The sequence below is a fragment of the Vibrio maritimus genome (assembly GCF_021441885.1).
Taxonomy (GTDB): Bacteria; Pseudomonadota; Gammaproteobacteria; order Enterobacterales; family Vibrionaceae; genus Vibrio; species Vibrio maritimus_B.
The window spans coordinates 1,483,787-1,503,561 of sequence record NZ_CP090439.1; the positions used below are offsets into that span (position 1 = coordinate 1,483,787).

At 45.9% G+C, this 19,775-nt stretch carries 15 protein-coding genes; 6 read left to right on the plus strand and 9 right to left on the minus strand.

The annotated features are described in order from the left end of the window. The first annotated feature begins 33 nt into the window (after positions 1-33). The 6 genes from LY387_RS23055 (at position 34) to LY387_RS23080 (ending at position 8,705) form a co-directional block, all read left to right on the plus strand. Complete coding sequence (locus LY387_RS23055) at positions 34-1,794, plus strand: sensor histidine kinase (RefSeq protein WP_234496509.1); 1,761 nt, start codon at positions 34-36, stop codon at positions 1,792-1,794. Continuing rightward, positions 1,788-3,380: a response regulator gene (locus LY387_RS23060; RefSeq protein WP_234496510.1), complete on the plus strand. Its 1,593-nt coding sequence runs from the start codon at positions 1,788-1,790 to the stop codon at positions 3,378-3,380. The genes LY387_RS23055 and LY387_RS23060 overlap by 7 nt, the downstream gene beginning before the upstream one ends. Positions 3,381-3,497: 117 nt before the next feature. Further along, positions 3,498-4,919, plus strand: coding sequence for an aldehyde dehydrogenase family protein (locus tag LY387_RS23065; protein ID WP_234496511.1), 1,422 nt, complete (start codon positions 3,498-3,500; stop codon positions 4,917-4,919). A 273-nt stretch (positions 4,920-5,192) separates the two neighbouring features. Beyond that, complete coding sequence (locus LY387_RS23070) at positions 5,193-6,122, plus strand: sugar ABC transporter substrate-binding protein (RefSeq protein WP_128650461.1); 930 nt, start codon at positions 5,193-5,195, stop codon at positions 6,120-6,122. A gap of 65 nt (positions 6,123-6,187) precedes the next feature. Continuing rightward, positions 6,188-7,723, plus strand: a complete 1,536-nt coding sequence (locus tag LY387_RS23075; RefSeq protein ID WP_234496512.1) for a sugar ABC transporter ATP-binding protein — start codon at positions 6,188-6,190, stop codon at positions 7,721-7,723. After that, complete coding sequence (locus LY387_RS23080; RefSeq protein ID WP_234496513.1) at positions 7,713-8,705, plus strand: ABC transporter permease; 993 nt, start codon at positions 7,713-7,715, stop codon at positions 8,703-8,705. The genes LY387_RS23075 and LY387_RS23080 overlap by 11 nt, the downstream gene beginning before the upstream one ends. A gap of 69 nt (positions 8,706-8,774) precedes the next feature. Here the strand turns inward: LY387_RS23080 and LY387_RS23085 are convergent, their stop codons facing one another. The 9 genes from LY387_RS23085 to LY387_RS23125 all read right to left on the minus strand — a co-directional run bounded on the left by LY387_RS23085 (position 8,775) and on the right by LY387_RS23125 (position 19,741). After that, entirely contained in the window at positions 8,775-9,503 is a 729-nt protein-coding gene (locus LY387_RS23085; protein WP_234496514.1) for an SDR family NAD(P)-dependent oxidoreductase, read from the minus strand. Positions 9,504-9,515: 12 nt separating this feature from the next. After that, entirely contained in the window at positions 9,516-11,030 is a 1,515-nt protein-coding gene (locus tag LY387_RS23090) for a tripartite tricarboxylate transporter permease (protein WP_234496515.1), read from the minus strand. Positions 11,031-11,035: 5 nt separating this feature from the next. Continuing rightward, positions 11,036-11,482: a tripartite tricarboxylate transporter TctB family protein gene (locus LY387_RS23095; protein WP_234496516.1), complete on the minus strand. Its 447-nt coding sequence runs from the start codon at positions 11,480-11,482 to the stop codon at positions 11,036-11,038. A 65-nt stretch (positions 11,483-11,547) separates the two neighbouring features. Next, positions 11,548-12,507: a Bug family tripartite tricarboxylate transporter substrate binding protein gene (locus LY387_RS23100; protein WP_234496517.1), complete on the minus strand. Its 960-nt coding sequence runs from the start codon at positions 12,505-12,507 to the stop codon at positions 11,548-11,550. Between the two features lie 71 nt (positions 12,508-12,578). Beyond that, entirely contained in the window at positions 12,579-13,343 is a 765-nt protein-coding gene (locus LY387_RS23105) for an IclR family transcriptional regulator (RefSeq protein WP_234496518.1), read from the minus strand. Positions 13,344-13,720: 377 nt separating this feature from the next. Beyond that, positions 13,721-15,247 (minus strand): sulfatase, encoded by a 1,527-nt coding sequence (locus LY387_RS23110; protein ID WP_234496519.1) that lies wholly within the window; start codon positions 15,245-15,247, stop codon positions 13,721-13,723. Positions 15,248-15,303: 56 nt separating this feature from the next. Next, on the minus strand, positions 15,304-16,887 hold the full coding sequence (locus LY387_RS23115; protein WP_234496520.1) for an MFS transporter: 1,584 nt from the start codon (positions 16,885-16,887) through the stop codon (positions 15,304-15,306). A 338-nt stretch (positions 16,888-17,225) separates the two neighbouring features. Then, the gene (locus LY387_RS23120) at positions 17,226-18,767 is read right to left on the minus strand and encodes a sulfatase (RefSeq protein WP_234496521.1); all 1,542 of its coding nucleotides are present in this window, start codon (positions 18,765-18,767) and stop codon (positions 17,226-17,228) included. Next, positions 18,764-19,741: a hypothetical protein gene (locus LY387_RS23125; RefSeq protein WP_234496522.1), complete on the minus strand. Its 978-nt coding sequence runs from the start codon at positions 19,739-19,741 to the stop codon at positions 18,764-18,766. The genes LY387_RS23120 and LY387_RS23125 overlap by 4 nt, the downstream gene beginning before the upstream one ends. Positions 19,742-19,775: the final 34 nt, after the last annotated feature.

A 19,775-nucleotide genomic window follows, 5' to 3' on the forward strand; every position in this document is an offset into this window, starting at 1 on the left:
GAGTAACACCAACACTAACCCTGGGGGCTTAATTTGTTAGCGCGGATTCGGAATCTAAAGCACAGTTTGGTTGGCAAAGCGATTGTTCTTTTTTTGGTGCTGGTCGCTATTCCTGCCTTGTTGGCGGGATTGATTGGTAAAAAGTACTTTCTTGAAATCGTGCTGGAGAATGCCTCCGAAACTTACGACTATTCGCTCAAAAATTTGCAAAGCCAACTCGCCCACGAGCTGCTTGAGACCAAGATGAATGCCTACTATGTCTATCTCGACCTCGACTTGAAGCAAGCAATTACGCGCTATATCGACGACCCTATCGAAAGTATTAACGCGCAGCGCTTTGTTGAATCCAAGCTTGAAAACTATCGAATCTCTTCTCACTTTAGCAACGTCAATGCCATTAAGGTCTTTGGCTTCAATGGCATAAAAATGTCTTTTGGTGACCGAGCATTCACCGACGCTATTAGCGACGAATGGGTACTCAATCACCCTCTCTATGACTACGCATTAGCACACCCTGATGAGTTTGTTTGGTCGGGTGTTTATCAGGGTTCGACAGAGGACAATATCCCAGGCTCGCTATCGCTATTCAGAGTCATTAAGGATCGAAGCTACCGAGGGGGGATAGGTATGCTCTACGTTAATCTCGACTCCAAGTTGTTTTCCACTGTGGTAGCGAGTTACAACAATAGAACCGATGGGCACGTGTTTGTGCTTGATTCCGAGTTATCTCCTCTCGTAGGTGGCGAGGTGCCAACAGAGTTGCTGTCAGCCATCAGTGAGCATATTGACCTCAAAAGGACGAACTTTTCAACGCAATTTCAACAAGGTAGCCAGAGGGTGTATGTGAAAGTGCTATCGGACTACAACTGGATAACTGTTGGGGTATTGGATTTAGATGCTGTGACAGATAGGAGTTATCACCTTTTTGGCTATTTTACTTGGGGATTTGTCATTTTCTTATTCACGGCGTCCTTCTTTTGGCTTTCTGCTGTCGCAAAGTTGCTTGCGCCAATCCGAGCTCTGCGTAAAGCGACTCGCCGAGTGCGATATGGAGATTTTGCGGTTCAAGCCACACCTTATGGCCGTGATGAGCTTGGTGAACTGACCAAAGATTTTAACTTCATGGTCAGTAAGATAGGGCAGCTGATTGAGTCGCAAATCGCGCAAAAAGAGCGAGAGAAAGATGCCGAATATCGAGCCTTGCAAGCTCAAATAAATCCTCACTTTTTATACAACACGCTTAACTCTATTCGCTGGATGGCCATCATTCAAAAGGCCGACAATATCAAAATGGTCATAGAGTCTCTCGCTCGCTTGCTGAGAAACAGCACCAACAAAATGGACTCGGTAATTAGCGTGGCCGAGGAAATCTCAATTTTAAAGGACTATGTCGAGATTGAACTGGTCGCTTACAACAGCAAGTTTAGTGTGACTTATCACATAGATGATTCAACACTTGGTTGCCAATGTCTTAAGTTTTTGCTCCAACCGCTGGTGGAGAACGCCATTTTTCATGGCGTATTACCAAGCGAGCGAGCCGGTGAGATTATGGTAGAGGTAAAAAGGGTGGATGAGTCCATTTGGCTTAGGGTGGTGGATAATGGCGTTGGTTTCGATTCGAAGGATGAAACCCCTCATGGACGGCAGAATCATTTCAACAGTATTGGCCTAGATACATTGCGAGAGCGTTTGGACGCCCACTATTCCATTCAATCTAGCATGACTATAGACAGCGTCATTAATCAACATACATCAGTAACGGTCGTGCTGCCGGCTAGGGAGGTCATATGCTAAAAGTCCTTATTGTTGATGATGAGTTTCTTGCACGTGTCGGGCTGCGCTCCATCATCGATTGGACTGCCCACGGCTATGAAATCGTGGCAGAAGCTGAAAATGGTCAACAAGCGCTTCAGCATGCTCGCACGTATCGCCCAGATATTATAATCAGCGATGTTCGAATGCCGGTGATGAATGGGATTGAACTGCTAGAGTCGGTAACACTGGAAAAACTCAACAGCCAATTCATTATGTTGAGTTCATACGATGATTTTGCCCTGGTCAGAGGCGCACTCAAAGCGGGTGCGGCAGACTACTTGCTAAAGCTTGAAATGGAGCCGGATTCGCTGCTAGCGACACTTAACAACGTCTCAAGCAAAATAAAGAAACTGCGGGCTTTGCAGCAAACGGAGCAGCAGCGCTCTATGCTGATTGAGAGCAATCACCGAGAGTTAGGCAAGGTGTTTATCAAAGAGGTATTAGAGGGTAAGGTCTATACCGAAGCGCAGCTGAGTCAACGGTTGTCAAACTATCAGCTGCATCTTGAGTCGTATTGTCTTGTCGTTGTTGTGTTCCGTGTTTTTGGGGCGTCTGAGCTGTCTGCTGAAGGCCTAAGAGCTTGGAAGCAGTTACTAGACAATGAGAGCACTTCAAGTGCTAACCACGTGATTATTGAAAGTGGCGATACAGACTTCATTGGTATCTATTCGTTTGACGAGCAGCACTCTGTCAACCTCATAGAGGTGCAAACCAACAGAATGTGCCGAGCTGTTATCGAGACTGCAAAGCGCTCATTCAACGTAGAAGTGGCGGCGGGTCTATCCAAGAAACATCAAGGTTTGCTGTCATTAAGACAATGTTACCTTGAGGCGGAACAGGCGGTATCGCTTACTGAAAAACTGAAATCCAGTGAATTTGAATCCGTGCAAGGGGTTGATTGGCAGCAGTACACTTCTCAAGTTGATCATTACATCTCAGATATCGCCGAGAAGATCCGCATCAATGATTGCCAAGCCATAGTGGCTGGCTTTGATAGCCTCGCAACCTACCTTAAACACAATAAGATGTTACCCCCTTCAATGTTGCTTGGTGGAAGCTATGCCCTGCATTACATGGTCAGTGACTTTGTGAGGCAGTGTGGATTAGAGCGGACTCAAGCGTGGCGGGATATACAGTCTACCTGGCTTGGCGGAAGCACCATTGAAGGAGTCGATGGATATATTGATTGGATAACCCAGTTAAAAGCGATAATAGTCGACGCATACCAAAATCGCCACGAGAGCCACTACATGATTCTCAAGGCGAAACGATATGTGACAGAGCACATCGATCAGGCTATCACTCTTAAAGCCGTTAGCGATCATCTTGGGTTATCGCCCAGCTACTTCAGTCGACTTTTTAGTCAAGAGACCGAGCAGTGCTTTGTTGATTATGTCCGTGAGCAAAAAATCAATACAGCAAAACACTTAATTAGAACGACCAACAAAAAAATGTATCAAATAGCTTCATTAGTTGGGTATGAAAATGTGCATTATTTTAGCCGGGTGTTTAAACAAACAACCGATATTACTCCTATCGCATTTAGAACTGGAAAAAATAGCTAACATTGTCTTTCCCATATATTGGGAGTTTATTTATATCAATTTAGAAATTGCTCTGGCTCACAATAAAACGACTAGAGACACGGAATACTTTATTCAAAGTTCAGAATAGAGGTTTCTATGCTAATACAAGATATGTACGTTCAAGGAAATTCCTACCAAAGTGGAGACATGAACGATGTCATTAACCCAGCGACGGACGAGGTGATCGCGACGATTCAGGTTGCAGATGACACAACCGCTCGTCTAGCCCTCGATTCGGCGAAACAGGCAGAGCAAACCTGGGGTAAAACTAGCATTGCTGAGCGCGCACAATGGATGCTTAGGCTAAGAGATGTTTGCATCAAGAACGAAGAAGCACTACGAACCTGTGTGCACTTGGAGACAGGAAAGACTTGGGCAGATACGCAAGAAGATTATCAATTGCTCGTTGATAGCCTTGGGTTTTATGCGGAAGAGGTCAAACGTTATCAACCCCAGCAGCTTGCTGACCTAGAAGGGACATCAGTTCATACCCTCAACTACCGTCCGGTTGGTGTTGTGATTGCTTATCTTTCGTGGAATTTCCCCCTGCTTAATCTGGGCTATAAGTTGGGTCCGGCAATGGCAGCAGGCTGTCCTATAATCCTCAAACCTTCGGTTCAGTCACCATTGTCTGCCTATCTGGTCGGGGACCTGTGCAGGCAGATAGGGCTTCCTGAGGGAGCGGTCGCCATCATATCGGGCGGGGCCAGAAGTGTATCTAATTTGCTTTCAAGTTCACCAATACCAGCAATGATTACGTTGATTGGTTCTATTGCTACTGGTGTGAAAATCATGCAAACCGCTGCGACGACCATCAAACGCTATTCGATGGAGCTTGGCGGAAATACGCCTTTTGTGGTCTTCAAAGACGCAGACCTTGATAAGGCTGCGGATGTGCTAACAGCACTCAAGTACGGAAACTGCGGTCAGATATGTGTTGCGCCCAATCGAGTGTTTGTTGATGCCACAGTAGAGAAAGCATTCTTAGCCAAAGTACTGGAGCGAACGGCTAAGGTTAAGATCGGTTTTGGTCGCTATACCGATGCCACGATGGGGCCTCTAATCAACAAATCGGCTCGTGAAGATATTCATGGCTTGGTGATGAATGCGGTCTCTTCAGGTGCGACCATACATGCAGGTGGAGAGATTGATTCAAACAGCGTCGGGTCGTTCTATCCGCCTACAGTCATCAGTGGCGTAACAGAAACCATGGACATCTATCAGCACGAGATATTTGGACCTGTAATTAGTATGGTCTCCTTTACTGAAGAAGAGGAGGTGATTCAAATGGCTAACGATACTGACACCGGCTTGGCTTCCTATATCTTTAGTGAGGATCTAGCCAAAGCACAGCGTGCGGCAGCGGCGTTTGAGTTTGGTGAAGTTCATATTAACGGGGTGAAGTATGCGATTAATTTGCCGCACGTTGGTATTAAGCAGTCCGGCATTGGATGTGATTGTTCAACATACGCATTAGATGACTACTTCTACCTGACCCGCACAACTCGCGCGCTTTAATCCTCCTCCAATGAGGCTCAGTTGACTCTTACTGAGCCTCAATACTCTTCATAGCCAGTTCACAAAACTGAGAACTGAGCCCAATAATAATTCTCCTCGATAGTGCTTCTAAGTATATGATTTTTAGGAATGTTTTTCGTTGAGAGATCTGCGCGTTTTACGATGTAAAGATAGTGCAAACTTTCACAATATATTTCATGTCGAGAACTGATGCTTTGGTTAATACTGCCAAAGAACAAACAGTGAAACCCCTACGTTAAAAGGAAAATAATAATGAACAAAATGGTAAAAACCTTGCTCGCTGCCGGGCTAGTGGGATTGTTTTCGACCGCAAGCTTGGCCGCTGGAAAAATCGGTATGATGCAGCACAACCAAAGTGACTCATTTCAGCAGGCGATGCTTAAGGGTGCTGAAGAGATGGCTGACACGCTAGGCTACGACTTTATGGACGCATCGTCGAATGATGACCCTGTAAAAGAGCTTGAAATCATCCGTAACTTCGCTAAGCGTGGTGTGGATCTTTTGGTACTAGGCTCTACGACTCAAGCTGCTGGTATCGCTGGGGTGGAACTCGCACATTCATTGGGTATGAAAGTCATCACCATGGACTCTATTCAGCCAGATTCGAAAGCGGAAGGACAGGTTGGCGGTGATGATGTAGCAGCCGGTTATTTCGCAGCTAAACACTTGGCAGAGAGTATTGGTGGCAAGGGTAAGGTCGCTATCAACAAGTTCCCTGATCCGATCCCACCCTCTGAAGACCGTGTGAAAGGCTTCTACCAAGCATTTGATGAGTATCCAGATATTGAAGTCATTGCTGAAGCAGGCCCAGGCTACGACACCATTAAAGCGATGAACTGGACGGCTGCAATTATACAGGCACACCCAGACGTGAAAGGGTTTATCTCAATTGAAGATACCAGTGCACTTGGCATCGTTCGAGGGATCGAAAATGCGAAAATGGAAGGCAAGATCCATTCGGTGACAGTTGTAGAAAGTGCCAGTATTTACAAAGAGTTGAAGAAAGGTGATGTGATAACTGGTGTGTTCGCGATGCACTCATACAACTATGGTGCGTTGGCGGTGGATCTGCTCGACCGACTGAACAACAATCGCCCGGTTCCTTTCATTGTTAAGACCACAGGTGTCTTGGTTACTAAAGACAATGTCGATGAAAATCTAGCGTATCTGAACTTCGATTAAGGCTATCCGACGGCAGACCGTGGTTTTCGTCGCGGTCGGGCCGTCGCCAAAGCCGATGAGGATATATGATGAATCAATCAGCATTACGAATCAGAAATGTTGTCAAAAGCTTCGACGGAATCAAGGCGTTGAAAGGGCTGAGCCTCAACTTTAATAAGGGTGAGATTATTGGCTTAGTTGGCTCCAATGGTGCTGGTAAGTCGACTCTACTCAACGTGGTATGGGGAGCTTATGCGCCAGATTCGGGTGAGCTTCATATCAACGGTCAGCAAGTCGATAAGATCACTCCAACCAAAGCGCAGGAGCTAGGCATTAGCATCATTTTTCAGCACCGTCGCCTAATGCCTTACATGACTGTAGCTGAAAACATCTTTATCGATAACATGCCTAAGCTACGAGGCATGGTTGACTACAAAAAAATGCACTCCGATGCCAAAGAGCTGCTGAAGATGCTCAACCTCGATATCGACTGCAACAGTAAAGTTGAGCAATTAACGGCTGAAGAAAAACAGCTGGTGGAGATAGTCAAAGCCTGCTCCAAGAATCCCAAAATTCTTTTGATGGACGAACCCACTACCGCCCTTAGGCAGGGAGATGTTGAGCGTCTCTTCGATCTTATGAAGACGCTTAAGTCACGTGGATGCAGTGTGGTATTCATCTCCCACAGATTGAAAGAGGTGATGGAAATCTGTGACCGAATATCCATCATCCGTGATGGCGCCAATGTCAGTGAGGGAGACAGTGCAGAATACACACCAGACCGCATTGTTGAAGAAATGAGCGGTATTACTGCGACCGATTTTGAGCATCAAAGAGATGTCACGGACACTTCACTGAGCAAAGCCAGCGATGAAGTGTTGTTGTCGGCTAAAGCATTGTCGGTTGCTGAGTGCCAAGACATTGACTTTGCCTTACACAAAGGCGAAATCCTCGGTTTTGCAGGTTTGGGGGGCTCGGGTGTCGAAGACATTTTTGAAACCCTTTATGGGCTTAAAAAGCGCGATAATGGCGATATCAAAATCAATAACTCGGCCGTCAAAATCGACTCTCCAATCGATGCGATTTCCCATGGGCTCGGCTTTGTATCCGAAGATAGACAGCTCAATGGTGAGTTCTTAGAGCTAAGTGTCAAAGATAACATTTGCATACCTAGCGGTCAGAAAAAGCGATTGTTCTCGATGATCAATCGTAAGCAAGAAACCCTCGCCTCTAAAGGCTTTATTGACAAGTTAAACATAAAAACCGAGTCAGAACAGAAGCTGATTAAAAACCTCAGTGGAGGAAATCAGCAAAAGGCCATTATTGCCAAGTGGTTGCAACTACAATCCAAGATCATTTTGATGTGTGAACCGACGGCGGGGATAGACGTAGCTGCGAAGAGTGACGTCAACACCTTGATCCAGCAGATCGCTTCAGAAGGAAAGGGGATACTTTATACCTCATCCTATATCACGGAGCTGATGCATGTGTCTGACCGTATTGTGGTCGTCTATCGAGGGCGAATCTTTAAGGTATTTACCAGAGCAGAGTATGACCATAACAAGATCTATTTAGCAATGAATGGCATAGATGAACAAGCAGGAGCCCACTATGAACATTAGGGATGAATCTCTCACTCTTAAACAATCTTTAGCGGAGAACGGTTGGCTCAAGAAAGGGCTTGAGCTGATGTCTTCGAGTTACTTGGCAAAACTGACTGTCGCCTGTTTGGCACTTGTGGCGGTACTGTCCTTTGCCAGCCCATACTTTTTTACCTTAACCAACTTTAAAGACATCCTATTAGGTACGGCTGTCATTGGTATTATCTCCTTCGGTATGACCATGGTACTGATTAGTGATGGGATTGACCTTTCGGTAGGCTCTGTGGTCGCGTTTTGTAGTGTCATTCTGTGTGTTAGCCTCAATGCTGGACTGGGCCTGCCGATTGCCCTGCTGCTGACCACGGTCGGCGCCATTGCAGTAGGGCTGTTTAACGGCTTCTTCGTCTCAGTGCTCAACATCAATCCGTTCATTATTACCCTTGGTAGCATGAGTTTAGTGCGCGGTATTGCGTACATTATTATTGGCGGTCAGCCGAAGCCATTTGACTCGGACATCATTCGTTTTATTGGTTCTGGCTCATTCTTGGGTATCCCAATCCCCATTTATGTCATGCTGTTGGTATTGGTCGTGTTGTCGTTCGTGATGAAATATACCCAGTTTGGAAGAAATGTTTATGCCATCGGTAACAACCAAGAAACGGCAAGGCTGTCTGGCATCAATGTGGTGAAAACACGTATCTTGGTGTATTGCACCATGGGGCTGTTAGCTGGATTGGCCGGAGTGCTACTCGCTGCACAGACCTACGCGGGTATTCCTGCTGCGGGGATGGGCTATGAGCTTGATGCATTGACGGCGGTGATCTTGGGTGGAACCTGCCTCAAAGGTGGGCAAGGTAGGCTAGCGGGTACCTTGCTAGGGACATTGATCGTGGCATTGGTGCTCAATGGTCAGAACATGCTAGGGGTACCGTACTTCTATCAATTGGTCAGTAAGGGCGCGATTATTATCTTTGCTATGACTGTTGCAATGAAGCGAGGTTAAAGGGCAAATAAAAGGAGCCCAATCTTCAGATTGAGCTCCGATGCCAAGCGATATTACAAACCAACGCGGTTAGCGAATCGATGAGCCTCCATTGATATCAATGCATTCACCGTTCATATATTGGTTCTCAATGCAGAACTTAATCGCATGAGCGATTTCCTGTGGTTGACCATTGCGTTCAAGCGGATTGTTTTCAGCCCAGGTTTTCATTTGCTCATTTGTTGAGACCTGACTGTGAAACGGAGTCTCGATAACCCCTGGTGCAACAGAGTTTACGCGGATAGACGGGGCGAGCTCTCGACTTGCACCACGGGTAAAGGTATCAACGGCGCCTTTAGAAGCGCCATATAAGGTTGCAGTGGGCCCGCCATGACGGACTACGATCGAGGTGACATTAACAATGCTGGCATTCTCACTTAGTTTCAGTAGAGGTACTGCTAGCGAGGTGACTTTAAATAGTGAGAAGGTGTTGAGATTAAATACATCAAGCATCAACTCCCAACTGTAGTCGGTAATGTTCTGTCTTTGCACCATACCCCCCGCATTGTTCACTAATGCGTCGAGGTAGCGAGTGACTTCACTGACTTGTTTAAACAGCTCGTTACAGGCCTCTTCACTCGTTAAATCGGCTTGAAACAGATGAACGGTAGCGCCAATTGACTCAAGTTCTTGTTTCAATCTAAGGGCTTTCTCAGCTGAACGGTTATACACTAAGAACAGCTCATTACCGGGGGCCAAAAGCTTGGCTGTCTCAGCCCCAATACCAGTACTTGCACCTGTGATTAAATACTTTTTCATGTAACGTTCGCCTTATTTTTCAATGATTTCTTTGGGAGGGGTTTCACTGCTCGTTATCGATTGATTTGCCATTCTTTTTTTGAGAATCGGTAAAAGTAGCGACACGATAATGAGAATGAAGAACGTCCAGCAAATGCTGGTAGAAAGGAAAGTGGTGGCGTCTCCCCTCGACATAAGCAGTGCGCGTCTGAAGTTGCTTTCGGCCATTGGTCCTAGAATGAGCCCAAGGATCACTGGCGAGGACGAGATCTCCAGCTTCTGAAAGAAATAACCCAGAACGCCAAAGAACAGCATGACCGCAACATCAAACATGTTGTTGGCGAGCGCATAAGAGCCTACAAAACAGAGTAAGAAGATGATTGGGATCAGCACAGCCTTTGGGACCGATAGAACTTTGGTAAATATCCTCACGCTATTGAGACCAAGCACCAGCATGCAGACATTGGCAATAAGTAGTCCGATAAAGATAGCGTAGACTGTTGCAGCGTCGTTCTGGAACAGTAATGGACCCGGTTGTAGTCCCTGAACCGTGAGTGCACCAATCATGATGGCAGCAACCGCATCGCCAGGTACACCAAGGGTTAGCATCGGGATTAATGCGCCGCCGGTAACGCCATTATTGGCGGCTTCTGGCGCGGAAATCGCTTCAGGCACTCCGGTACCAAACTTCTCTGGCGTTTTGGACATACTTTTCGCTTGGCCATATGAGATAAACGAAGCGATATCTGCTCCAACACCAGGAATGGTACCTATCAACGCGCCGAGGGAACCAAATGGAAGACTGTTTTTGATGATGACTCCCCAGTCGGAACGCCTTGGAATCACATGCTTTATTTCACCCGTGGCTTTGGGTTTTTTCATCATCTCTTCAACACCGATAAGTGCCTGACTCATCGCAAACAGACCAATCATGACCGGGATAAAGTTAATCCCGCTAAACAGGTTCATATAGTCAAAGGTGAAGCGCATATTACCCGTGATATCGTCGATGCCAATGGTGGCAATTAGGATCCCGAAAGTGCCGCTGATTAACCCTAGTAGCAGTGACTTACCTGAGATAGAAGAGATAATACAGAGACCAAAGATGGCCAACATAAAGAACTCAGGTGCGCTGAACTTGAGGGCAAACTTAGCTAGGATCGGCGAGATTAAGATTAGGAACACACAGCTGATCACACCACCCAAGAATGAACTGGTGGTTGAGATTCCGAGCGCGCGTCCCGCCTCTCCTTTACAGGCCATCTTATAGCCGTCCAAGGCAGTAGCAGCAGATGCTGGGGTGCCGGGTGTGTTGAGCAAAATAGCTGCCATTGAGCCGCCATAGACTGCACCAACGTACACGCCAATGAGTAGAAGGATGCTTTGTACTGCATCCATACCAAAAGTCAGAGGCAGAACTAAGGCTACCCCCATTGTTGTTGTCAGCCCCGGCAAGCATCCAATGCACATCCCGCCAGCAACGCCAAGCACGATGTATAAGATAATGGAGGGCTGCAGAACTAAGTTAAAAGCTTCAGCTATCATCATTACTCCTAAAACAAAACACCAAATCTGAACGGGACTTTAAGTACGTAATGAAACATGCAGTACACGAGCGTGGTGATGACAAATGAAAAAGCCGCTCTGCGGGGCAGTGTGTAATTGCTGAACCAAGAGATAAATCCGAACAGCATAAAGAATGTCGATACGGCAAAGCCGATAACGTTGACGCAGACGAAATACAGAACAAGCGCTGCCATTGAGATGTAGACTCGAATTTGGTCTTCTCCTAGTAGTGCTAGATGGCTATCCGATTTGTCTCTTATGGTGATACATGCGACGCAGAATGCGGCAACAAACATGATTAGCGAAATCAGTATTGGCCAAGTACCGGGACCTGGCACACCGCCTCTGGAGTTTGGCAGTTGATTGGCAAAAAATATCGTCGCGAGAGAAAGCGCCATAAAGATCGCTGAGATGAGTAGTTTGCCTTTTCTCATAGGGTTCTTCTTTAATTGGTTTGGGGGAAATGGCATACCACTTAGTGGCATGCCATGTAATGGTTCTAGTTGTTTAAGCCAATACTTTCGATAAGTTGCTTGTAGAAGGTGTCTTCGTTAGCAATTTTGTTGGTGAACTTCTCAGTGCCAATGATCTCGATATCGTTGTTGGTGTTCTTCATAAACTTAACGAAGGTGCTGCTCTCGGCAGCTTTAAGAATGGACCCAGTTAGGAAGTCTACCGTGGCTTGTGGTGTGTCGGCTGGAACAGCATAACCACGCCATGTACCAATTACGACGTCATAGCCAAGCTCAGTGGCGGTCGGAACATCTGGGTTATCCGCAAGACGATTGGGTGCTAAAACCGCTAGTGCGCGAAGGGTACCGGCCTCAACATGTGGTGCGACTTCAGCATAGGAAACTGACACGCCATCTAGGTGTTTACCTAGCAAAGAGGTGATTGCGGCCGCAGAGCCTTTGTAGGGAACGTGAGTAAATTCAACGCCGGCAGCTTGCTCCATACCAGCCCCAGCTAGGTGCCAGATAGAGCCGGTACCAGAGTTACCAAATAGCAGGTTGTTGTCTTTCGCACCTTCGATAAGTTCGGCGAGCGTTGTATATGGTGAATCTGCTGGAACGGTAATCGCTGCATAGCCTGAGTTAACCATTGCCAATGGTTTGAATTTCTTGTAATCGATGTCGCCGCCATTGCCAGTGTGCGGTAGCATCACAAGCTCAGGAGCAATCATAGTAACGATACTGCCGTCTGCTTTAGAGTTCATGCCATAGGACATACCAATAGAGCCAGCACCACCGGTGCGGTTTTCTACTGCGATCCCATCAGGGAAATCAGGTTTGAGTGCTTCAGCTAGTGCCCGGCTAACGCTATCAGAGCCACCACCTGCAGAATAAGGGACAATGATCTTTACTGGTCCATCAGGGTAGTTGTTAGATGCATTGGCAGCGACGGTACCTGTGGTAGCGCATAACGCAGATAGTAATACCGTGGTTATTATCTTTTTCATTTCCTTTCCTCTTGTTTCATGTCCTAACGGCTCGCGATAAAATAACGAGTAACATTGTTCACATATTGCTTTTATAAGTTGTTTATGTGGTATAAATCGATTTGTTGAGCTTTTTTAATTTGTTCGGCAATAGCATCGCAGCTTTGCTGAATAAGTTTAACGAGCATGTTTACTCTGTCTTCGGGCATATACTCTTTGAGCGTGGTGACAGAAATTGCTGCTACGATATTGTTTTGGTCGTCTCTAACTGGGACAGAGATGCAATAATATATTTTCTCATAACCGACATGCCCGTAGCTGTACCCATGGCGTTGATACTCCTCCATTTCTGAAGTGATTGAGTTGGTTTGAGGGGCGACTTGTGATTGAGCGATGCGCAGCCACTCATCCCGATCCATATCCAGCATGAGGGATTTGCCCGTTATGGATAGGGAGAGTGGTGAACACGTACCTTGCCTCGATGACATCTGGACATGACGCTCGCCTGAAACACTGTCGAGAAAATAGATGTTATCTCGCTCTCTGATCCCTAGGTGTACCGTGTCTTTCGTCATCGCAGCTAAATGCCGCAAGAACGGATTAGCGATCTGTTTTATAGGCAGATTATGTTCGGCAAGGTGGCCAAGTTGAATCAGTTTAGTTCCAAGCACCAACCCAACATCTTTTATCTCATGAATGTAGTTAGCTTTAATTAAACCTAGTAAAATTCGATGGACGGTTGATTTAGGAATATCTAGCCGGGAGCAGATATCTTTCAAATAACGGTCACCATTGGCGACTGCTTCAACTACATCGAGTGCCTTTATCAACGCTAGGTTATTTTTTGCCTTATCCATGACATCCCCTTATTTGCATTGGATAAGAATATAGCAGCGATTAATTGATAATATTGTGATCACTATCTTCGGCTCTTGGGATAGTATAAATATCCCACGATATGGAATTATTCTTATTTTGTCGCAATTAACCCAAACCTATTGCATTGGATTGCTATAGTGATAGTTAGGGAAAGTTCGTGCCTATATTTATTTGTGGCTATTGTTCGTATTAATAACAAGATCTACTTTGAGTTCTAAATTTAGAGAGGCATTGCTGTTGATGAGAAGCGCAAGAAGTGCTTTTGTATCGGAATTATTGATGAACCTGACAGAGTTCAAGTGAGGCGATTATCGCCTCACTTGACGTGGTGATGTATACGTCGCTTACCAGTTGCTTACCAAAGTGCGTAGTGATTGAAGATGCCTAGATCGCTCTCTATATGTTTTTGGAACAAGCGAGCTTTTAGGTCAGCACAGATTGCTTTAACAATTGGATCGCTTTTCACCGCCAGATTGACAAGCTCTTTCTTGTCAGTGCGATGATCATAAAGTTCTTCTTCTCCTGTATCTAAGTAATAGGTATAGCGATAATTCTGATCGAATAGTGAGATGTTGCGATTTTCTTCTCGAGCCGTGTAGCAGGTGGTCATTGGCGTATTGTTTTCTGCACCTTCACCAAAGATATTAATGCCTTGGACATAAGTTGGGACTTCAACACCAACTAAAGACAACAGGGTTGGCACCACATCAGCGTTACTCATTGGATGATGGCACTCATCTGGCAACTCAAGCCCAGTTGCGGGTTTAAGTACAAACGGTAGATGCAGGAGATTGTTAAAGGCCACATCGTACTTACAAATCATATCGAGGTCGCCAAGGAAGTCGCCGTGATCAGATGTGAATACGATGATCGTATCGTCATAGATACCGAGCTCTTTGGTTTTCTCGACGATCTTACCAATTGATTTATCGATGAGTTTTACTGAAGCAGTGGTGTAGCGATAGGCCTTTTCAAGGTCTTCACGCTCTGCGCTGAAGTTTTGCATTGTTTGCTCAACAGCATCAGGTTTTTTACCCACAATATCCTCGCGCCGAGCAAAGTCAGGCACAGGAATGTCGTGAAACTCTGCAGCGAGCGACTCTGGTGGTGTGAATGGGTGATGAGGGTCGGGATACCCAACAAAGATAAAGTTCGGCTTATCATTGTCTTGTAGCTTTTCTAGGTGCTGGCACACCTCATCTGCAAGCCACATAGAGTTGTGTAACTCTTCAGGAAGTTTAGATGCGTAAATATCATCGCTAATCGAGCCTTCTTTGGTGTTGATATCCTCACCGGGGAACACTTGCTTGAGTAGCTCAGGGTGTTGCTTGTGAAGCCAGCGACCGTAGTGGCCTCGATTGTAGCCACAAGGCGCTTCGCCATGGCCAAGTATTAGCTTCTTAGTCTTAAACCCGTAGTATGGGCGTTCGTCGTACTCGGCTTCTTCTTTCTCCCATGTTGCGTAGGAGTCGTAGTAGCCATAAGAAGGGTCTGCCAACATTGGTTCAACATGCATCTTACCGAATAGTGCTGTTTCATAACCATTATCAGTAAGAATATCGGCGATGGTTGGGATCTTGTCCTGAACATCGACACCGAACAGTCTTTGGCTAATGACATTGTTTTTGTCTTCACAGCCATTGTCACGGCGCCACAGAGGAATGCCGTTTGACGAGACTCCGTGGCCTGGGACGTAAAGACCGGTCATAAGGCTTGAGCGCGATGGCATACAAGCGGGATTGGTTGAAATGTGACGAGAGAAGTTACAGCCTTCAGAGGCCAAGGCATCGATATTAGTCGTTCGAGCGTGAGCGTTACCGTTGCAACCTAAGCTGTCATAACGTTGTTGATCGGTGTGCAGAATAATGATGTGTTTTTTCATAGGGTATACCGTTGTATTGATAGGAGCGATTGCATCAATCGCTCCTGTTATGAGGCTTATTTTGCTTGGGCAGGAGATAACTCACCCTGTTCTGGCTCTGTCAGCAGAGTTTCAATCTCTTCGATAGATTTGTTCTTAGTCTCAGGCAAGACTAGAGCAACAAGGAAGATCCCTATTGTGCTGCAGATCGCGTACGTCAGGAACGTGTTCGCCGCACCGAATGTTTCTAGCTGCCAAGGGAAGAAACGTTGGACAAAGAAGGCAGCTAAACTTGCAACCAGACCAAAGGATGGGATTGCCACTGAGCGTATTGAATTTGGTGTAATCTCTGAGAATACTACCCACATGATAGGGCCAATTGAGAAGAAGAATGCGGCTTTAAACACAAAGATGGCGATGACAATCATATAAGCATTCACTTTGATGAACTCTTTGATAAATGCCCCTTCATGTAGCGTCATCTCTCTTTCTGAGTAAAGCGGTTGAATCGCATCTTTAAGCTCACGGTCAGTATCAAACTTGCTGCCAACCAGCGTTTGAAGTGGTGCAACATCAACTGTTTGGCTAAGTGAAGTTAGGCTCTCTTGCGTCACTTCGTACTTCGCGCTGCTAAAGCCATACCAAATTGCCGCGTGGCTTGATGCGATCATCGCTAGGCCGACAAGCAGTAGGGCACGACGACCTGCTTTATCAACAAGCTTCATTGCGATGTAAGCGAAGAGAATACTCAACAGACCCAAAAGCGTCGTTTGGAAGAAGGCGCTGTTTTCACCAAGGCCAACTTGCTCAAAAATCATCGGTGAGTAGTAAGAGACGGCGCCCATTCCACTGAATGATTGAACCAAAGCCAAACCCACACCAATCACAAGGATCTTCTTCATGCGTGGCGAAACCATGGTCTTGAACTGCTGGGCAAGAGAGATGTCTTGCTTAACGTTGTTCAAGTTATCTTCGATTTCTTGTACTACTGACTCGACCTCATCCTTCGCGTTAACTTGAGCGATGATGGCGACGGCCTCTTTCTTGTGGCCTTTTTTCATCAACCAACGAGGTGACTCTGGCAGTTTAAACAGAGTGAAGATCCAAAGGATGACCACTGGGATTTCACTTGCAAACATGGTGCGCCATACGTTTTCTGTAGAGAACAACAGTGAGTTCTCATTCAGCAGCAACACACAACCATAGTTGATAAGGTAAGCGACAAAGAAACCAGTGCCGATCATCACCTGGTTAGCGGCGACAAACTTGCCTCGCTCTTTACTAGGCGCAAGCTCACCGATGTACATCGCCGCAATACTTAGACAACAAAATGACATGCCGCCAAGCATACGTGCAGCAACAAGCATTACGTAGCTAGTCGCAAATGTTGAAGCAATAGCAGAGATAAGGTACATGCCCGCAATCACCATCATCATGTTCTTACGACCAATCTTATCCACCAAGCTGCCGCTAAACGCTAGAGCGATGATAGCACCGAATGCCGGAGCACTCACCACAGTACCGATTTCAAGTGAAGTTAGATTAAATTCAGCTCTAATAAATTTTACCGTACCAGAGATAATGCCTGCGTCCACGCCGAAGACAAAACCGCTTAAGACGATTATTGTCATATAGAGTAATAAGTTTTTATTATTTCCCATTGTTTTTTCCCATACTGTTATTGTCACCAACAACGATCGATGCAATATAGACCCTAATAGTCCCTTGTTGAGGTTCGATATTATTGATAGTAATTTTCCGTTGAATAGCTAACGGGCTGGATATAAATCTAGCACGTGGTCTGAGGACATATTTAGAGCTTGATCACGTCTACTTTTTACGGGAGTAAGTTCCCATTTTCTGGGATTTTGTGTCATTTATGGTCTTCGCTATAAAAAACAAGTTGGCATTTTATGCGCTTATGTGGTTTTTGTAATCATTAAGTAATAAAAAAGAGAAGCTAATCGACTTTAGCTTCTCTTTTAGATTCGCATGAACTCTAAATAATATAATTGAGTTTATTTTCACCACTTAATACGTAATCTAACCGTTGCATATTAGCTCCCTGTAATAAACTGTACATTCCGCACATTCTTGATGGCAGTTTACCATTGAAACTAATACTATCGCCAAGAGATGTGATCCAGTTGTCAATATCTTGAATGTAACGAAACTTTATATTGCTAAAGTTGGGGTCATTAAATAGATTTATGCGCTCATTAGGATCTGTCTCCAAGTTATATAGCTCACCTAAAACATTCTCTCCATCGAACAGCGGGCTCATTCGTAGCGGATGGTCAATGAACAACTTATCTTCTAGTGATGCTCCGCAAGGATAAACAGTCAGCTTCCATTTCTCATCCCGCATCATCAAAGCGGGTTCATCTTGCAACCCTTGGCAGAAGTACTGAGCAAACACGCGCTCTTTGTGTAAGCTGACTTGACTTTGAATGTAGGGCAGTAGAGATACACCGTGCACATTATTCGCAATAGGTAGTTTGAGCAGATCGAGGATTGTCGGCATGATGTCTACCGACTCCACGAAGCTGTTCAGACGTTTTCCTCTAAATTGATTGCCAGGCAGTTTGATAAGTAGCGGAACTCGCATAACAGGTTCATACAAGTGGCCCCATTTTTCAACAAACCCATGTTCGCCCATCATTGAACCATGGTCGGCGGTAAACACGATAAGACTTGAATCGTATAGACCTTGTTCCTTTAGGTAGTCGGTAACCATCCCAATTCGTTCGTCTACATGACTGATTGAGCCATAGTAGGAGGCCTTAGTTTTGCGATAGTCTCGCTCCTCAAGCTGTTCAAAACCGCGTGCGTGATAGAAGTATCTTTGTAGTCTCGGTTTGCTCGCTAAATCATCATTGATCGATTCAGGCATGGCCAAACTGTTTGGGTCATACATCGATGCATAAGGTTCCGCGGGCAGGTAAGGGGTATGCGGGTCCATAATCGACAAGTGCGCGAACATGGGGCTACCTTGATCTTTGACGGTTTCGATCTCTCGTATAAAGTTCTTAGTCACGACAGTATCAAGCGTGTCGTCTTTATGAGAAGGCCGTGTTCCAGAGATGATCAATGATACCTCACCATTGTTCTTAAAGTACTCGGCTCCTTCACGGGTAGCTTTATCTGAGATACCAAAGCAAGAGACATGTGATTCAGGTGCTCGCAAATCTGATAATCCAGAATGTGAGCGCGCCATACCAAACTCTAATGGGTCTATATTGCTGTGCCATTTACCATGGTTGAAGGTATCGTAGCCCGCTTGTTGTAGTAGGCTGGCCAGTGATACTTCACTTGGTTTGGGCTTTAGCATGTTATCAATAGCGCCATGACTAAGTGCATGTCTGCCAGTCGCTAAACTCACCCGTGACGGTACGCACATAGGAGAGTTGCAATAGGCGTTTTCGAAGATAGCTGAATCTTGGGCTAGGGCATCAATATGCGGGGTTTGTACTTCTGCATTGCCCATGTAGCCGAGGGAGTCGGCTCTTAGTTCATCGCACAGAATATAGACGATGTTCATTGTGTCTGCTCCACAGCGCTAGTGATAGTCATGTCAAAGTGCCAACTCACGGTCGCTCCTGGCTCTAAGATCGCACAGCGACCATTTTTGTAGGCTGAAGCAGTAGAGTCATAAGCACCAGAGCAAGGCTCAAGAGCAAAGTTGTAGTGACCCTTAAAGCCGCTTTGATTTTTCCAGATGCCCAAATACGGCACTACTTCTTCAGAGACCATCATCATGACCCGGCAGTGGCAGTTTTCGAATCCAAATTGGTCGCCTTTTTCGAGTAGATCGGTGAAGTAATATTTTTCACAGTTATTGGCCTCTACTGGCTCCATCAGTGACAAGTCAATAGCTCGCTTTGCCGGAGTGGTGGTTTTTGGATACTGGTAAATTGTGCCGAATTTACCCAGCTCACCACCTCCTTCACAAACGTTAATGATCTCATTCATGCGCTCGGGTGTGATGAAACGATGGTTGTCATAAACCGCGAATAGGGCGTGCGGCGTCCAGATAAAAGGCAGAGCAGGGCGGTCATTGGCAATAGAAACCACATAGTGAGAGTCAAGTCCGTCGGCGGTAAGAGTGACTTGCTTAGTGAGAATGTAGCCAAAGCGCTCACTAAATACGGAAAAAGCAAGTCGATTCTCTGCTAAGCGCTCAAACTTCCATGGCATCGCCCACACTTCACCGTGGTCGGGCATCAGTAAACTCGACGATTGTTCAGTTAAGACAATGTCGCATTCTTGAATTGTAGGAAAGCACTCGTCGAAGCCGCTGGTATCAAACTCAGCAAAGCAATCTCCATAGTTTGGCGTTGCTATCTCAGTCTGCTCTGATTGAAACAGCAGCTCGATATTCCCTTGTGGGGTTTTGGTGATCAGCGAGGCGAGTTTGGCTCCGTTGCTCGGTAGCCACTCGGCTCTGATTTGATCGTTTTCCAATACGATCGAGTTAATACCTTTATAACTATCTTCATAAAACCGAGTTTGCATCACTACTCCCTAATGGTTGTTTCGAGAACAAAGA

What these genes read in the sequence shown, in the direction of transcription:
- LY387_RS23100 (WP_234496517.1), bottom strand. Translation starts at nt 12,507, where the DNA reads ATGAAAAAGATAATAACCACGGTATTACTATCTGCGTTATGCGCTACC.
- LY387_RS23060 (WP_234496510.1), top strand. Translation starts at nt 1,788, where the DNA reads ATGCTAAAAGTCCTTATTGTTGATGATGAGTTTCTTGCACGTGTCGGG.
- LY387_RS23070 (WP_128650461.1), top strand. Translation starts at nt 5,193, where the DNA reads ATGAACAAAATGGTAAAAACCTTGCTCGCTGCCGGGCTAGTGGGATTG.
- LY387_RS23120 (WP_234496521.1), bottom strand. Translation starts at nt 18,767, where the DNA reads ATGAACATCGTCTATATTCTGTGCGATGAACTAAGAGCCGACTCCCTC.
- LY387_RS23090 (WP_234496515.1), bottom strand. Translation starts at nt 11,030, where the DNA reads ATGATGATAGCTGAAGCTTTTAACTTAGTTCTGCAGCCCTCCATTATC.
- LY387_RS23080 (WP_234496513.1), top strand. Translation starts at nt 7,713, where the DNA reads ATGAACATTAGGGATGAATCTCTCACTCTTAAACAATCTTTAGCGGAG.
- LY387_RS23125 (WP_234496522.1), bottom strand. Translation starts at nt 19,741, where the DNA reads ATGCAAACTCGGTTTTATGAAGATAGTTATAAAGGTATTAACTCGATC.
- LY387_RS23095 (WP_234496516.1), bottom strand. Translation starts at nt 11,482, where the DNA reads ATGAGAAAAGGCAAACTACTCATCTCAGCGATCTTTATGGCGCTTTCT.
- LY387_RS23085 (WP_234496514.1), bottom strand. Translation starts at nt 9,503, where the DNA reads ATGAAAAAGTATTTAATCACAGGTGCAAGTACTGGTATTGGGGCTGAG.
- LY387_RS23110 (WP_234496519.1), bottom strand. Translation starts at nt 15,247, where the DNA reads ATGAAAAAACACATCATTATTCTGCACACCGATCAACAACGTTATGAC.
- LY387_RS23105 (WP_234496518.1), bottom strand. Translation starts at nt 13,343, where the DNA reads ATGGATAAGGCAAAAAATAACCTAGCGTTGATAAAGGCACTCGATGTA.
- LY387_RS23115 (WP_234496520.1), bottom strand. Translation starts at nt 16,887, where the DNA reads ATGGGAAATAATAAAAACTTATTACTCTATATGACAATAATCGTCTTA.
- LY387_RS23075 (WP_234496512.1), top strand. Translation starts at nt 6,188, where the DNA reads ATGATGAATCAATCAGCATTACGAATCAGAAATGTTGTCAAAAGCTTC.
- LY387_RS23065 (WP_234496511.1), top strand. Translation starts at nt 3,498, where the DNA reads ATGCTAATACAAGATATGTACGTTCAAGGAAATTCCTACCAAAGTGGA.